This window comes from Parapedobacter soli, assembly GCF_025460835.1.
GTDB lineage: Bacteria > Bacteroidota > Bacteroidia > Sphingobacteriales > Sphingobacteriaceae > Parapedobacter > Parapedobacter soli.
The window spans coordinates 1-17,430 of the sequence record NZ_JAMXAY010000075.1; the positions used below are offsets into that span (position 1 = coordinate 1).

General features: G+C 38.9%; 13 protein-coding genes. 12 read left to right on the forward strand and 1 reads right to left on the reverse strand.

Annotated features, from left to right (window positions below; all coding sequences use genetic code 11):
• The first annotated feature begins 358 nt into the window (after positions 1-358).
• The 12 genes from NGM62_RS20075 (at position 359) to NGM62_RS20130 (ending at position 17,003) form a co-directional block, all read left to right on the forward strand.
• Positions 359-949 carry a TetR/AcrR family transcriptional regulator gene (locus NGM62_RS20075; protein WP_262250102.1) on the forward strand — a complete coding sequence of 197 codons (591 nt, stop codon included), beginning with the start codon at positions 359-361 and terminating at the stop codon, positions 947-949.
• Between the two features lie 7 nt (positions 950-956).
• Positions 957-1,412, forward strand: a complete 456-nt coding sequence (locus NGM62_RS20080) for a hypothetical protein (protein ID WP_262250103.1) — start codon at positions 957-959, stop codon at positions 1,410-1,412.
• Between the two features lie 81 nt (positions 1,413-1,493).
• Positions 1,494-1,883, forward strand: coding sequence for a hypothetical protein (locus NGM62_RS20085; RefSeq protein ID WP_262250104.1), 390 nt, complete (start codon positions 1,494-1,496; stop codon positions 1,881-1,883).
• Positions 1,884-1,963: 80 nt separating this feature from the next.
• Positions 1,964-6,307 (forward strand): CusA/CzcA family heavy metal efflux RND transporter, encoded by a 4,344-nt coding sequence (locus NGM62_RS20090; protein ID WP_262250105.1) that lies wholly within the window; start codon positions 1,964-1,966, stop codon positions 6,305-6,307.
• A 12-nt stretch (positions 6,308-6,319) separates the two neighbouring features.
• Complete coding sequence (locus tag NGM62_RS20095; protein WP_262250106.1) at positions 6,320-7,453, forward strand: efflux RND transporter periplasmic adaptor subunit; 1,134 nt, start codon at positions 6,320-6,322, stop codon at positions 7,451-7,453.
• A 34-nt stretch (positions 7,454-7,487) separates the two neighbouring features.
• Positions 7,488-8,054 (forward strand): cytochrome b/b6 domain-containing protein, encoded by a 567-nt coding sequence (locus NGM62_RS20100; RefSeq protein ID WP_262250107.1) that lies wholly within the window; start codon positions 7,488-7,490, stop codon positions 8,052-8,054.
• Entirely contained in the window at positions 8,044-10,572 is a 2,529-nt protein-coding gene (locus NGM62_RS20105; RefSeq protein ID WP_262250108.1) for a cation-translocating P-type ATPase, read from the forward strand. Before NGM62_RS20100 ends, NGM62_RS20105 begins: the two co-directional genes overlap by 11 nt.
• 95 nt (positions 10,573-10,667) lie before the next feature.
• Positions 10,668-10,994, forward strand: coding sequence for a cupin domain-containing protein (locus tag NGM62_RS20110; protein WP_262250109.1), 327 nt, complete (start codon positions 10,668-10,670; stop codon positions 10,992-10,994).
• 40 nt (positions 10,995-11,034) lie between these two features.
• Positions 11,035-12,360 (forward strand): TolC family protein, encoded by a 1,326-nt coding sequence (locus NGM62_RS20115; RefSeq protein ID WP_262250110.1) that lies wholly within the window; start codon positions 11,035-11,037, stop codon positions 12,358-12,360.
• Between the two features lie 24 nt (positions 12,361-12,384).
• Positions 12,385-13,440 (forward strand): efflux RND transporter periplasmic adaptor subunit, encoded by a 1,056-nt coding sequence (locus NGM62_RS20120; protein WP_262250111.1) that lies wholly within the window; start codon positions 12,385-12,387, stop codon positions 13,438-13,440.
• Positions 13,441-13,451: 11 nt separating this feature from the next.
• A complete protein-coding gene (locus tag NGM62_RS20125) occupies positions 13,452-16,550 on the forward strand; it encodes an efflux RND transporter permease subunit (RefSeq protein ID WP_262250112.1) in 3,099 nt (1,032 codons plus the stop codon).
• Between the two features lie 3 nt (positions 16,551-16,553).
• Positions 16,554-17,003 carry a DUF2141 domain-containing protein gene (locus NGM62_RS20130; RefSeq protein ID WP_262250113.1) on the forward strand — a complete coding sequence of 150 codons (450 nt, stop codon included), beginning with the start codon at positions 16,554-16,556 and terminating at the stop codon, positions 17,001-17,003.
• Positions 17,004-17,221: 218 nt separating this feature from the next.
• Here the strand turns inward: NGM62_RS20130 and NGM62_RS20135 are convergent.
• Positions 17,222-17,430, reverse strand: a 209-nt coding sequence (locus NGM62_RS20135) for a hypothetical protein (protein ID WP_262250114.1), incomplete at its 5' end; no start/stop codon positions are given.

Below are 17,430 nucleotides of genomic sequence, written 5' to 3' on the forward strand. Positions count from 1 at the left end.
ATTTGGCGGTAAAAATCCCCGCCAGCGTCAAGCCCCAGACCGTTACAGGCAAGCGTAAGACCCTACTACTATCAACATTCACGACAAAACAGACAGTTTCGCTACAACTTGACACAGGCAGACCCGAAAGGTTTTAAAAAATTTTCCCACCGCACATTTTAAAAAATAATTTCAGTCGACACAAATTGGCACATTTTCCCACCGCACCAAGCCCACCCACCACCCAAAGTTTGCAAAAGAGCCAATTTTACCTACCCTACCAACAAAACAAATTCATTTTTTTTGTAAAAAACTTGTTGAATTAAAAAGTTTACTTATTTTTGCGAGTGAATACTAACTAACTTTTAATTTTTGAAGTATGCAAGAATTTACAGACAGACAAATTGAGATAATGGAAGCGGCAACAAACAGGATTTCAAAATTTGGAATTCAGAATTTGACCATTAAAACACTTGCCGAAGACATTGGTTTATCTGAACCCGCATTATATCGACATTTCAAAAGTAAAAATGAAATTTTATTGAGCTTATTGGCGTATTTCAATAGCGAAATGAAAAACCGCATTCAGTCTCTTCCATTCAAACCAAACTATACCGAAGGCGATAAATTGAGAGCTATTTTCAATTCACAACTTCAAACTTTTATCAATAAACCTGCGATTGTCAGTGTCATTTTTGCTGAAAGTATTTTTCATTTTGACAATAGCCTTAGCAATAAAGTTTCCGAAATAATGGACTTAATGCACCAATACGTTAAAACGAACATTGAAAAAGGGCAAAGAAACGGAACATACAACAAACTAATAGGTGCATCTACGCTTACCACCATTATACTTGGAGGAATGAGAATGACGGTTTTGAAATGGAAAATTTCGGGGCATAAGTCTAACCTAATGAAAGACGGCACAGCAGTTTTAGAGGGAATTTTAAAAATGATAGAAAAGAAATAATCAGATTATGAAAAAAGTAATTGTATTTGGAATGAGTGTTGTGCTTTTGTGGAGTTGTAATAATTCTACTGAAAAATCAACAGCACATCAGGAAACCGAAAACCACGCAGAACATCATCACGATGAAAATTCAGAATCTATTGAACTCAACAATGGAGAAAAATGGCTTGTGAATGAAGAAATGAAACCCTTTGTATTGAAAGGTGAAGAATTGGTTAATGCCTATATTCAGCACGGAAAGACGGATTATAAAACTCTTGCTGAACAACTAAAAAACCAAAACAGCCAACTCATAAAAAGTTGTACAATGGACGGGAAAAGCCACGATGAACTGCACAAATGGCTGCACCCGCACCTTGAAATAGTTAAGGCGTTAGAGAATGAAACAGATGTAACAAAAGTAAATGAATTTGTTTTGCAACTGCAATATTCTTATCAGCACTATCATCAGTATTTTAATTAGTCTAAATATTTATTTGTATAAAATAAACAGAACGTAATGGTTGCTAATCAACACGTTTAAATAAATACATACCTTTGTAGTATGAAAAGATTATTGGCAATATTTTTTCTTTTTACCTTTCTGAGTGCAAATACGGCATTCGGAGAGGTACTGAAATTGCCAATGCTTGTACAACATTATCTGGAACATACCAGTGAGGAGAAAGATGTTACTATCTTCAATTTTTTAGTGCAGCATTATACGGGAGGGATCAATCACGACCATCCCGAAAACCACAACCACCACGACCAACTGCCGTTTAAGGCTATTGATGGTCACTTCTCGTCGGTTGTTTCCACTGTTGCTCCGCCTTCTATTGTGATTTCTCACAACACTTTAGTTGTGGCAGCTATAAAATTACCTGCTTACAGCCAACAAAACTATTCAAACACATATCTGAACAGCATCTGGCAACCGCCACGCTTTAGTTAATCATTTTTTGAATGAACGATAGGCTTTTTACTATGCCTGTCGCAATTGTACATTTCTCAAAACGATTAATTAAATGAATTATGCTGAATAAAATCATTGAGTTTTCTATCAAGAACAAACTCATCATAGGGCTGTTTGTACTTGCCCTTATCGGTTATGGCATTTATGAAGTAAGAAAGCTTCCAATTGATGCCGTCCCCGATATAACAAACAACCAAGTGCAGGTGATTACGGTAGCTCCTGCATTGGGTGCTCCCGATGTGGAACGCCTCATTACTTTCCCTATCGAACAGGTAAACAACAACATTCCGGGACTGATAGAACTCCGCAGTTTTTCACGCTTTGGATTGTCCGTGGTAACGATTGTTTTTGAAGATGATATCGACATTTACTGGGCAAGACAACAGGTTTCTGAACGATTGCAACAGGCTCAGGAGCAGATCCCCAAAGGTGTTGGGACACCTGTATTAGCACCCGTTACCACAGGATTGGGCGAAATTTATCAATACACCGTTCGCCCGAAAAAAGGTTACGAAGACCAATACAATGTGATGGAATTACGAACCATTCAGGACTGGATTGTCCGGAGGCAATTATTGGATGTAAAAGGCGTAGCCGAAGTGAGCAGTTTTGGCGGATACCTCAAGCAATACGAAGTAGCGGTCATTCCCGAAAAACTAATGGCATATAATATTACCATTGGCGATGTATTCACAGCTTTGGAAACCAACAACCAAAATACGGGTGGCTCTTATATAGAAAAAGGTCCTACCATTTTATTTATCCGAAGCGAAGGATTAGTCGGCGGTATGGAAGACATTCAGAATATCGTCGTTAAAAATCTGCCCAACGGAATGCCATTATTAATTCGTGATGTAGGTGAAGTCCGTTTGGGAAGTGCTCCACGATACGGAGCAATGACGTATAATGGCGAACAGGAAGTATCTGGAGCGGTGGTGATGATGCTGAAAGGCGAAAACAGCAACGAAGTCATCAAAAACATCAAAGAACGCATTACCCAGATCGAGAAAACACTGCCCGAAGGTGTTATGATAGATGCTTTTCTGGACCGTACCAAAATGGTAAACAACTCCATCAGTACCGTAACCACTAATCTGCTGGAGGGGGCTTTAATTGTGGCTTTTGTGTTGGTACTGTTTCTGGGCAATTTCCGGGCAGGATTGCTCGTAGCTTCGGTCATTCCGTTGTCTATGTTGTTTGCGATAATCCTGATGAACACCTTTGGTGTGAGTGGTAACCTGATGAGCTTGGGAGCCTTGGATTTCGGATTGATTGTGGATGGAGCTGTGATTATCGTGGAAGCGGTTTTACACAAGCTATCCCACAGTAAAGTATTTAAAAATGTCAATAAACTTACACAGTCCGAAATGGACGAAGAGGTGAAAACTTCTGCATCGGGAATGATGAACGCAGCTGTTTTTGGACAGATTATCATCCTGATCGTTTATCTGCCCATTTTTACCCTGCGGGGCATTGAAGGAAAAATGTTTATGCCGATGGCACAGACCGTAGTTTTTGCTTTGCTCGGTGCTTTCCTGCTTTCACTCACTTATATTCCGATGATGAGTTCCCTGATTTTGAGCAAAAAAATCTCGCACAAAACCACATTTTCGGATAGGATGATGAACCATTTGGAACGTTTTTATCAAAAATACCTGACCAAAATATTACGTCGTCAAAAAATGGTTTTGGCAACTGTTTTAGGATTGTTTGCGGTTGCCGTTTTCATATTCACAAGATTAGGAGGAGAATTTATACCGGCATTGCCCGAGGGCGATTTTGCAGTGGACACCCGGGTTTTGCCGGGTAGTAATCTGAATACTTCGGTTGAAGCAGTCTCAAAAGCATCTAAAATTATCCTCGAAAAATTCCCGGAAGTGGAAAAAGTAGTCGGAAAAACAGGGAGTAGTGAAGTACCAACCGATCCGATGGCGGTGGACGCATCGGATATGATGATTATTCTGAAACCACGCAAAGAATGGACTTCCGCTAAAACCTATACCGAACTGGAAGCTAAAATGTCCGCAGCCTTGGAAGCCTTGCCTGGCGTTTCCTTCGGTTTTCAATATCCTGTGAATATGCGTTTTAACGAACTGATGTCCGGAGCGAGACAGGATGTAGTGGTGAAAATCTTTGGTGAGGATCTGGACACACTGGCAACTTATGCAGCTCAATTGGGGAGATTGAGTAGTTCAGTAGAAGGCAGTGAGGCGGTTTATGTAGAAGCTGTAACTGGAATGCCCCAAATAGTGATTGATTACCATCGTTCTACTATTGCACAATACGGTTTGAACATCAGCGATATTAACCGGGTGGTTAATGCCGCTTTTGCCGGAGAAAGCAGCGGAATGGTTTACGAAGGCGAAAGACGCTTTGATTTGGTGGTGCGTCTGGCTGGCGAAAAACGGAAAAACTTAGAAGATGTCCGGCAACTATTGATTACTACCCCACAAGGAGCACAAATTCCGTTGAATACTGTTGCCAACGTGGATATTGTGGAGGGACCCAATCAAATCCAACGGGATAATTCGCAACGCAGAATTATTGTAGGGTTTAATGTTCGTGGCAGAGATATTCAAAGCACAGTAAGTGAATTGCAGCAAAAGGTGGAAGAACAGATAAAACTGCCTCCGGGGTATTACATCACCTATGGCGGAGCTTTTGAGAATTTAGAAGCGGCAAAAGACCGGCTATATGTTGCCGTTCCGCTTGCTTTGGCACTTATTTTCCTACTGCTGTATTTTGCCTTTGGTTCGGTGAAACAAGGCTTGCTCATATACAGCACAATTCCACTTTCGGCCATTGGGGGAATTTTCGCATTAGCAATCAGGGATATTTCATTCAGTGTCAGTGCCGGCATTGGTTTTATCGCTTTGTTTGGTGTGGCGGTGCTCAACGGAATTGTATTGATGGCAGAGTTTAACCGGTTGACAAAACAAGGTTATACAAACCTGAAACGCATCGTGATTATGGGAACCAAAACCCGTTTGCGTCCCGTATTAATGACCGCCTCGGTTGCTTCACTTGGATTTTTGCCTATGGCACTCAGCACAGGCGAAGGTGCCGAGGTGCAAAGACCATTAGCAACTGTAGTGATTGGCGGTTTATTGATTGCCACTTTTTTAACTTTATTTGTTTTACCCATTTTGTATATGCTTACGCACAGAAAAATAGCTGTCAATAAAAAACTGGTTGCGATGCTTGTGGTACTTTTTGCTTTTTCTTTTCAGGAAATAAACGCTCAAACACCCATCACGCTACAACAAGCGATTGACACGGCTTTGGCCAATAATCTTTCGGTCAAAAATGAACGTTTGAGAAATGAATACCATCAAAAACTGATAAAATCGGGAACAGCAATTCCGGTAACGGATGTTTTTGGTGAATACGGACAAATCAATGGTATTTATAACGATACCCGGTTTGGGATTTCCCAAACGATCAACTTTCCAACTGTTTATAAACGACAAAAAGAATTGCTGACCGAAGAGTGGAAAAGTAGCCTGTTGAACACTGACGTCCAGGAAGCACAACTCAAAAAGCAGGTTTCACAGGTTTTCTATACGCTGGTTTACCTACATCACAAAAGAGAGCTGTTGCAAAAAACCGATACGCTGTTTGCAGAATTTTTGAACAAAGCTACCCTTCGTTTTAAAGCCGGAGAAAGTAATGTTCTGGAAAAAACAACTGCCGAAAACCAACGTGGACAAATGGCATTACAACTGTTGCAGTTGGAAAAAGACTGGGAGATTGTGCAGTTGCAGTTTCAACTTTTGCTGAATACGGAAAAAGATTTTGTTCCAATGGAAGATGCTTATTTAGGTATTCCATTTTTAGAAAATGACAGTTCTTTATTGACTTCGCATCCTGAAATACAGTTTTTGAAACAGCAACAACAGATAGCCAATGCTGTTACCAAATCAGAGCAATCAAAATTATTGCCTGACCTTTCTTTTGGATACAACCTGATGGGAATGCGTGGAATGGGACCGGACGATAAATTATACAATAGTACACCGCAGTTCCATTCGATACAAATTGGCTTGGGTATTCCAGTTTTTACGGGTAGTCAAAAAGCAAAAATCAATGCAGCAAAAATCAATGAAAATATCGCTGCCAATGAATACGAATGGAAGTTGAAAAACTTTGAAAATGCGTATCATTCTGCTTTTATGGAATATCAAAAGTTTGAAGAAATGGTTCGTTATTTTGAAAGCACAGCCTTGAAAAACGCAGCAACCATTACTGAAACAGCCGAAAAGCAATTTCTGAACGGTGACATCAATTATTTGGAATGGGTGCTTTTAATCAATCAGGCGATCGGCATTCAAAGTGATTATATCGAAGCGGCAAAAAATCTGAATACTGCTCTTGCCGAACTTAATTTTTACAACAATCAATAAAATCCCGGAAAAATGAAAAATATAATTTTAATCATAAATATAGCACTGTTACTCACTTCCTGCGGAAATGACAACAAACAGAGCGATGCAGAAAATGAGCAGCCAACGCAGGAAAACACCCTTACGCTTACGGATGAACAGTACAAAAATGCGGCAATTGAAATAGGTAAGATTTTCACGTCCAATATTTCTTCCGTACTCAAATTAAACGGAAAGATTGATGTACCGCCTCAAAGTTTGGTTTCGGTGAGTGTTCCGTTGGGCGGTTATTTGAAATCAACAAAATTACTGCCCGGAATGCACATCCGCAAAGGGGAACCATTGGCAGTAATGGAAGACATACAGTATATACAGTTGCAACAGGATTATTTAACCGCAAAGGCACAATTTACTCAAACGGAAAGCGAGTACAACCGACAGAAAGAGCTGAACCAGAGCAAAGCCACGAGTGATAAGGTATTTGAGCAAGCAAGAACGAACTATCAAACGCAATTGGTTTTACTGAAATCGCTGGAAGAAAAACTGAAATTGATAGGCTTAAATCCCCAAAGAATAAATGCCGGAACCATTTCAAAAAGCATTAATCTTTATTCACCTATATCGGGTTTTGTGTCGGCAGTAAACGTTAATATCGGGAAATATGTAACCCCAAGTGATATACTCTTTGAGTTAGTAAACCCCAATGACATTCATTTGAACTTGACCGTTTTTGAAAAAGACATCAATAAACTGGCTGTAGGGCAAAAATTGTTGGCATATAGTAACGTCAATCCACAGAAAAAATATCCGTTGGAAATCATACTGATCAGCAAAAATATATCCGGTCAGAATGCTGCTGAAGTGCATTGCCATTTTGAACAGTTTGATAATGGCTTGCTTCCCGGAATGTTTATGAATGCCGAAATTGAGGTTTCTTCCCATAACGCTGACGTACTTCCCAAAGATGCGATTGTTCGGTTTGAAAACAAACACTATGTTTTTGTGGAGAAAGGAAAACAAACTTTTGAAATGAAAGAAGTGCAAACCGGAAATGCTGAAAATAATCTTGTCGAAATCATCAATGCCGAGCAGTTTGGCAATGAAAATATCGTCATCAAAAATGCTTACACACTCTTAATGGCACTGAAAAATGAAAGTGAAGAATAAATTATTTCAAATAGAATACTAAAATTTTTCAAATATGAAAACAGATATTAAAATTCATTTTACGCTTATCCATCGCATTTTGCATTGGATAATGGCTTTTGCAATGCCTGTGTTATTTCTCACCGGTTTTCTTCGTATGTATTGGATGAATAAAAATCACATAACAGGAATTATTGAAAGTAAAACATCGGCAATACACAAAGAGCAGATGACAGAAATTGCTAAAAGCATTCTTGAGCCTATGTGGCAATGGCACGAAGTATTTGCACACATTATGATATTTTCATTCCTTGCAAGAATAATTTATATGTTGGTAAAAGGTATTCGCTTTCCAAATCCATTTCAAATCAAAATACCGCTTAAAGAACGGTTACAGGGTTTTACTTATGTGTATTTTTATCTTTTTGTATTCATTTCTGCCGTTACGGGTATTTGTATTGAAAAAGGATTTTTTCCGCAATGGAAAGAAGATATTGAAACTGTCCACAAATGGGGTATTTATTGGTTTCCGATTTTTATTCTATTGCATTTTGTGGGAATTGTCATTGCTGAATTATCCAGTAAAAAAGGAGTCACCTCAAAAATGATTAGTGGAGATTAAGAAAAAAACTATAGAAACAATGCAATACAATATTCCTCAAAACCTGACCGGACTTTCGGAAAAAGAGCTGAAAACCTCTCGAAACGATTTCGGCTTCAATCGGGCAGATAACGTAAAGAAAAGTACCTGGTACACGATGCTATTGGACATCCTGAAAGAGCCGATGTTGCTTTTGCTCATTGCCGTGGCGGTTATTTATGTGATTGTGGGCAATTATTCCGAAGCAATTTTTATGTTGGGAGCAATTATAGCCGTTTCGGGTATTTCGTTCTATCAGGACAATCGCAGTAAAAAGGCATTGGAAGCGTTGGAAAAACTGAACGAACCACTCAGTACCGTTATCCGAAATTCAAAAGTAATACAAATCCCTACACACGAAATTGCCGTGGGCGACTTGTGCATTACCGAAGAAGGAAAGATGATCAATGCCGATGGTGAGATTGTGCATAGCAATGATTTTTCGGTCAATGAAGCATCGCTAACAGGGGAAAGCTTTTCGGTGTTCAAAAGTCAGGAAACCGAAGACCGGAAAGTATATAGCGGTTCGTTGACCGTTTCTGGACTGGCGGTTTTTAAAGTAGAAAAAATCGGCACGGAAACCAAGCTGGGAAAAATCGGACAATCCATTCAGAAGATCAAAGGAGAGCAATCACCCTTACAAATCCAGATTACAAAATTTGTCAAATGGATGGCAATCATCGGCATTGTTGTTTTTTTATTAGTTTGGGCATACAGTTTTTGGCAATCAAGAGATATTATTGAAAGTTTGTTGGTCGGACTGACTTTGGCAATGTCCATTTTACCCGAAGAAATTCCTGTGGCTTTTACCACATTTATGGCATTGGGGGCGTGGAAATTAATGCGAGAAGGGATTATCATCAAACGAAGCAGTGTGGTAGAAACATTGGGTAGTACCACGGTGATTTGCGCCGATAAAACAGGCACCATTACCGAAAACTCGATGCACTTGAAAGCCCTTTTTGATTATAAATCCAACAAGGTTTTTGACGAAGCTGATTTTAACGCACCCGAACTGTCCGAACTCATTGCGTTTGCGATGTGGAGCAGCGAACCTGTTCCGTTTGATCCGATGGAGAAAACGCTGCATCAGGTTTATGAACAAACGCAGGCGGATGACCAACGGAAGAACTTCCAAATGATACACGAATATCCGCTGGACGGTAAACCACCGATGATGACCCATCTTTTTGAAAATGGATTGGGAGAGCGAATAATAGCCGCCAAAGGTGCTCCCGAAGCCATTCTTGCGTCATCAAATTTGTCGGAAATTGAAAAAGAAAAACTTCGCCGGCATATCAGCGATTTTGGCAAACAGGGCTATCGATTATTGGGTGTAGCCAAGTCAAATTATGAAGGAACTGATTATCCCGAAAAACAACAGGATTTCAACTTTGAATTTTTAGGATTTACCGTGTTCTACGACCCACCAAAGAAAAATATTCAGGAAGTTTTCCAAAAAATTTACGATGCCGGAATTAAAGTAAAAGTCATTACGGGTGACAATGCCGATACCACCAATGCCATTGCCCGACAAGCAGGAATAATCAATGAAACTCCTGCCGTAAACGGAGCAGAAATTATCCACCACACCGAACCGGAATTGATTGAACTTTCAAGAAAAACGACCTTGTTTACCCGAATGTTTCCCGAAGCAAAATTGGCAATGGTCAATGCGTTCAAAAAAGACGGCGAAGTGGTGGCGATGCTGGGCGATGGCGTTAATGACGCCCCTGCACTCAAAGCAGCCCATATCGGTGTAGCGATGGGTAGCAAGGGAACGGAAATAGCCAAAGCGGCCGCCTCATTAGTGATTACCAACGATGATTTAGACAAATTGGTAGTCGGGATAGCAGCAGGGAGAAGAATTTACACCAATATCAAAAAAGCCATTCAATACATTATTTCCATCCACATACCGATTATTCTAACGGTTTCTTTGCCTTTGTTCCTGGGTTGGATTTATCCGCATATTTTCACGCCTGTTCACGTTATTTTCCTGGAGTTAATAATGGGTCCGACTTGTTCCATTGTCTATGAAAATGAACCGATGGAAAAAGACACGATGCAACGAAAACCACGGAAAATGTCCGAAACTTTCTTGAATTGGAAAGAATTAAGCATCAGCATTATTCAAGGTTTGATAATTACAGCAGCTGTATTGTTCTCTTATCAATTTTCCGTTCAAAAAGGAAGTAACGAAGAAACTACAAGAGCAATGGTTTTTACTACCTTGATTTTTGCCAATGTGTTTTTAAGCCTGGTCAATCGCTCATTCGTTTACAGTATGTTTGAGAGTTTCAAATACAAAAACCGTTTGTTTCCAGTTATCATCGGAGCAACATTGATATTACTTTTCGCCATATTGTACATACCGATATTTGCCGGTTTCTTTCACGTAACCGGATTGAACATCCCAGAATTAGGAATGACATTTTTAATCGCAGCAACTTCAGTTTTGTGGTTTGAGATGTACAAATGGATAAAAAGAAGAAAGTAAATCATTGATTTTTCAGAGAAAGGTATTGTTCTCTCTGAAAATATTTATACTTTTGCGAGTGAACACTAACTAACAAGTTTTAAAAATGAAAAGGTATGGCAGCATTTGAAAAAGAAACCGTATTCTCTTTAGAAGAGGCGATTGAATACACAGATGGCGGTGTAATTAGCAAACAGCTTACAAAAAGTAAAGCAGGAAATCTAACGCTTTTCTCGTTTGATAAAGAACAAGGTCTTTCGGAGCATAAAACTTCTTATGATGCGATTGTCCAAATTTTGGACGGTGAAGCAGAAATAACCATCAATGGAAAATCCTTTTATTTGAGCAAAGGACAGTCTATCATTATGCCCGCAAACATTCCACATTCCTTGAAAGCTATCGAACGTTTTAAAATGTTGTTGACGATGATACTACAGGAATAATTAAAATAATTAAAAACGAAACAAAAAAATTTGCTCAATTATGTTAGTGAACGCTCGCAAACTATTTATTATTCCTCTGATATTTATCGGGTGGAATACCGTTCAGGCACAGGAAGTCTGGACACTGAAACAATGTATTGAAACCGCACAGGTCTATAACAAAACCCTGCAAATCAACAGAAACCATATCAGCATTAGCGAACAAAGGGAAAAAGAAGCAAAGGCCAATCTTATTCCGAAAGTTACAGCCAATGCCGATTACAAATATTTTATGGAATTGCCTACGCAATTAATGCCAATGAATGCACTCAATCCGCAAGCACCGGAGGGACAATTCAGGGGTTTGCAATTCGGTGTTCCGCACAACATTAATGCAAATGTGCAGTTGGCAATGCCTTTGTATAATCCGCAGGTTTATGGAATAATTGAGAATACAAAAATTGCCAATGAACTGACACAGCTTCAATTTCAAAAATCGGAAGAACAGGTTTTATACGACATAACTACGCTGTATTACAATGCTCAAATTCTAAAACATCAATTGGATTTTTTGGAAAGTAATCTGATAAATACCCAAAAGCTCTTAAAGAATATGGAACTGTTGAAAGAACAGTTATTGGCAAAGGGAACAGATGTGAGCAAAGTAAAATTACAAGCCGACCAGTTAAATACCCAAAAGGAAAACGTTCGCAACAAATACATTTCAATTCTGAATGCACTGAAACTGAATATCGGTATTCCATTGGAGCAAAATATGACCGTTGTTTCTGAAATCGAACAACAAGCCTTAACTGAAAATAATGTAGAAAACATATTGGATTTGAAGATTATTCAGACACAAAATAAACTATTGAATAGTGAATTGAATACGCTGAACAAATCACGGTTTCTGCCCTCGTTGAATTTGATTGCTTCCTACGGAACAACAGGTTTTGGCTACGATAAAACGCCAAACGATTTTCTGAAATTTTATCCCATAGGCTTTGCAGGTTTGCAACTGACGTACCCACTTTTCAACGGAACGGTTACACAGCGAAAAATCAATCAAAAGAAATTGGAAATCAGCAATAACGAATTACAGGCTCAACTGATTGGCGATAAAAACAAAATGGAAATTGAAAATGCAACCCGACAGCGGAATACAGCACAGCAAACGGTTATCAATACCGAAAATCAAATCGCTTTGGCTCAATCCATTTATGAGCAAACCACTTTACAACAAAAACAAGGTACGGCAACGCTTACAGATATTTTATTGGCTGATAATGCACTTCGTGAAGCACAGCAAAATTACTTATCGGCAGTTGTAGATTATCTGAAAGCAGATTTGGAACTTAAAAAGCTGACAGGAACATTTAAGAATTAAAATAACGAATAAAAAATCAAGAAGATGAATTGGAAAAAAATAATCGGGATAATTGCTTTGATTGCGGTAATAGCACTTGTGTTTTTTAAACTGAAAAGCAACAAAGAAACCACCGAAAGCAAGGTATATCAGTACGACAAAGAACAACCGATTTCCGTAAGTGCGGACACTATTCGTTTGCAGACTATTGATGATATAAATGCTTATACGGGCACATTTGAGCCGAACAAAGAAACCAAAATCAGTGCGGATATACAGGGGAAAATCAATGCAGTTTTGGTAGATGTAGGAAGCAATGTAAGCAAAGGACAAACACTTATTCAGTTGGATAATTCATTGTTGAAATTACAACTGCAAACGGTTGAAGTGCAGATTGAGGGTTTTGAAGATGATGTAAAACGCTATACGATTTTAACGGAAGCTGATGCCGTTCAGGGTGTGCAATTGGAAAAGGCAAAATTGGGATTGAAAACTGCAAAAGTTCAGAAAGCTACTTTGTTAGAGCAAATCAGTAAAACTACCATAAAAGCACCTTTCAACGGTGTAGTAACTGCCAAACTCAATGAGGTGGGCGGTTTTGCAGCACCGGGCATTCCGTTGCTTCAAATCACGGACATAAGCACTTTACGCTTTACGGTCAATGTTCCCGAAAATGATTTGGTGCAGTTTCAAAACAATAAAACTTACAAAATCAGTGCTGATGCTTATCCCGACATTTCCCTTTCGGGTAAAGTAACAATGATAGGGAGCAAAGCCAATATGGGCAATAGTTTTCCTGTACAGTTTCAGGTTGCTAATACAAAAAACTTAACCATAAAATCGGGAATGTTCGGCAAAGTAAATCTTTCTGACATCAAACAAGAGCAAGGTATTCTTATTCCGACATCTGCCATTATGGAAGAAAACGGAAAAGCAAAAGTGTATCTGATAAAAAACGGAAAAGCTGTTTTGCAAACGATAACCATATCAAAAAATATCGGCAATAAAACGCTTGTGTCAGGTGGATTAAATGAAAACGATGCCATTGTTATCAATGGTTTTATCAACCTGTTTGACGGAGCGAATATAACGACTAAATAAAATCAGCAAAAATGAACATCACAGAAATATCAATAAAACGCCCCTCGCTGATTATCGTACTTTTCAGCGTGTTTGCCCTGTTGGGAATTATTGGCTACAAGAATTTGAGTTATGAGCTAATGCCCGATTTTAATCAGCCTGTTGTGGTAATCCGAACGGTTTATCCCGGTGCAGAACCCAACGAGGTAGAAACTTCCGTTTCCCGGAAAATTGAAGATGCACTTTCCAATTTGGAAGGAGTAGATTATTTGGTAACGAAATCATTGCCCAATGCTTCTATCATTATTGCCAATCTGAAATACGGAACGGATTTGGACAAAACAATGCAGGACGCTCAACGCTATATTGACAATATTCGAAAAGATTTGCCGAAAGATATTTTAAGTCCTGTAATAAGCAAGGTATCGCCTAATGATTTGCCGATTATGTCGGTAAGTGCAACAAGCAATTTAGAGCCGACAGCGTTTTATCAAAAAATGAAAGACGATTATCTGCCACAAATCCAACAGCTAAAGGGAGTGGCAGAGATAACCATTTTAGGTGGAGAAGAACGGGAAATTCAAATCAAGGTCGATAAGGAAAAATTGAAGCTCTATAAAATTTCTTTATATCAGGTAGTGGAAGTCGTTAATCGTTCGGGGATTGATTTACCTGCGGGAAAATTACAGACCGATACAGAAAATAATTCGGTGCGGTTAGTCGGAAAATTCAGCACAATCAGGGATATTCAAAATGTTCAGGTTGCAATGCCTTTTCCAAACAGCCCTGTTTACATTAAGGATATTGCAGAAGTAACGGACGGTATCAAAGAAATTACTTCTTACAGTCGTTACAACGGCAAAAACGGTATTGGCTTAATGATAAAAAAACAAGGCGATGCCAACGCTGTTGATGTATCAAAACTGATTAGGGAAAAATTTCAGTCCATTGAAAAACAAAACGCCAATGCAGACGTGAAGTTTGTAATTACGGACGACAGTACCGACAATACCATTGCAGCCGTTAATTCAGTGGTGTTTGATTTGATTTTAGCCGTGATTTTAGTGTCGTTGGTAATGTTGCTGTTCCTGCGAAGTTTCAGAAACTCGCTAATTGTTTTGGTTGCAATTCCTACCTCTTTAATTACCGCTTTTGCCGTGATGTGGCTTTTGGGTTATACACTTAACCTGATGACTTTGCTTGCTATGTCATTAATCATTGGTATTTTGGTGGACGATGCTACCGTAGTTTTAGAAAATATCCAACGCCATTTGGATATGGGGAAAGAAAAAAGAACGGCAGCTATGGACGGACGAATGGAAATCGGTTTTTCGGCATTGTCCATTACATTAGTTGATGTGGTGGTGTTCTTACCGATTTTATTCTTGCAGGTTTTTGTTGCCGATATGCTCAAACAGTTTTCGGTAGTGGTTATCACTTCCACATTGACGAGTTTATTGGTAGGTTTTACTTTAACGCCTTGGCTGGCTTCACGCATCGGAAAAAAAGAAGATTTGCAACCGACTAATATCTTCAACCGTTTTTTGCTTTGGTTCGAACATCAGTTAGACCAATTTATCAGTTGGTATGGTAAAACACTGAATTGGGTTTTAAACCACAAACTCATTTTTACAGCATTTGTTCTGTTGCTTTTCGTAGGTACGGCAGCAATGATGAAGCAGGAAATTATTGGAAAAGAACTCATTTCAACAGGCGACCAAGGAAAATTCCGTTTGGCATTAGAGTTTGATAAAAGTACTTCCATTCAGCAAAACAATTTGGTTTCCGAGAAAATTGAAAGCTACATTTTGAAACAACCCGAAGTTGCAACTATTTTCAGCAATGTAGGCGGACCAAGTACAGGCATTGGTAGTTTGGGAGTTGGCTCTGCCAATAAAACCGAGTTTACCATTCAGCTAAAATCCAAAAAAGAAACCAATAATCTTTCTACCGAAACCTTTATGCGGAAATTAAGAGCGGATTTACAAAAAGAGTATTCAGGTATTAATTTTTCTATGATAGCATTAGGCTTAATTCCACGTTCTGCACCGATAGAAATTACATTGAGCGGAAGCGACCTAAACCAAGTAATGCAAACAGGCAATGATTTAAAATCAGTCATTGAAAAAATTCCCGGAGCAGATAATGTACGGCTTTCGGTAGAAGCAGGAAGTCCTGAATTAAAAGTAATTCCCGACAAAGACAAAATGCAGCGTTTGGGATTAAATACGGCTTATGTGGGAATGAATTTGCGTACCGCTTTTACAGGAAATGACGATGCTACTTTAACAGAAAACGGAACAGAATATCCTATACGGATTTGGTTGGATAAATTCAGTCGTAAAAATTACGATGATGTGAAACAGCTCAACATCATAAATCCAATGGGAGTTCCGATTGAGGTTTCACAATTTGCCGATATTGAGCGGGATAATTCACCCTCTTTATTGGAGCGAAAAGACCGACAACCTGCGGTTACATTAACGTCCGATGCACTCGGCAGACCTTCGGGAACAGTGGCAGATGATGTAGTAGCATATCTCAAAAAAAATCCATTGCCCAATGGTATAGAAATGACTTGGGGAAGCGACATCAAAAGGCAAAACGACAGCTTCGGTGCTTTGGGGTCGGTATTGCTGATTTCATTCTTACTGATTTATTTGATTATGGTGGCATTATACGACAGTTACATTTATCCGTTTGTTGCCCTGTTTGCCATACCCGTTGCGGCTATCGGAGCATTTTTAGCCTTGAATTTATCGTTAAGCAATTTGAGCTTATTTGCTTTACTTGGGTTGATTATGCTAATGGGATTGGTAACAAAAAACTCTATTTTAATTGTGGACTTTACCAACCAACTGAAAGCTGAGGGCAAACATTACAAAGAAGCATTGATTACCGCAGGAAAAGAGCGTATGCGACCAATTTTGATGACCACTTTATCAATGGCAATAGGAATGTTACCCATAGCATTAGCAAGCGGAACAGCAGCCGAATGGAAGAACGGTTTGGCGTGGGTAATTATTGGTGGATTACTTTCATCTTTAGCATTAACAGTTTATTTAGTGCCAATGGTGTATGACGTAGTAGATAGCTTGAAAGAAAAATTTGGTTCAAACAAAAAACAGTAATAAATGAAAGCATCAATTTTTATTTTACTTACAGTCGGGTTAAGTTTTTTTCTCTGTTCATTTTCAGAAAGTCAGTCGAAAACCTATTCATTAACCGTCAAAGTGGAAAAATTACAAAATTCAAAAGGCGTTGTACAATTCGCACTTTACAACAAAGACGGTTCAATACCCGATGAAGATTACAAAAATTATTACCGATTAGAGAAAGCAAAAATTGTAAACGGCAAATCTGAAATTACTTTTAAAAACCTGCCCAAAGGAAAATATGCCGTGAACATTTTACACGATGAAAACAGCAACAGTATGATTGACAAAGGTTTGCTTTTACCCAAAGAGGGAATTGGATTTTCCAATTATCAGACAATAGGTTTAAGAAACAGACCCAATTTTTCCAAAGCAAGTTTTGAATTAAATGCAGACAAAACGGTTGAGGTAAAGGTAATTTATATGTAAGCCTTAAAGATAAGCGTAAGTACATTTGCAATTACTCACAAATATTGATTTTCACAGTTGGTGTTCGTGAACTTCGTTTCACACGAGCCAACGCACAGACCAAAAATTACAAAAGAACTTACGCTTTACCCAACAGAAAATTATTTTTTAAAATTCCTTCCCTTCTAAAATTTTTTAAAACCGCAGACACACAACCGACACGGAAATGACAGCGAAACTCACGATAGAAAACGACTTGACAACACGAATGACAGAACGCCAGCCTGTAACATCGGTTTTGCAAGATAGCGGGCAAAAGTCTTCGATTGAAACTTTTGTGCTATATTTGAAATTTGGTTCTTCGATTGAGCGTTAGTGCTAAAACCCGCTTCTTCGCCAAGCGCCAAACCGTTGGCAGTCATTGTAAAAAACAGACGATAAAAATATG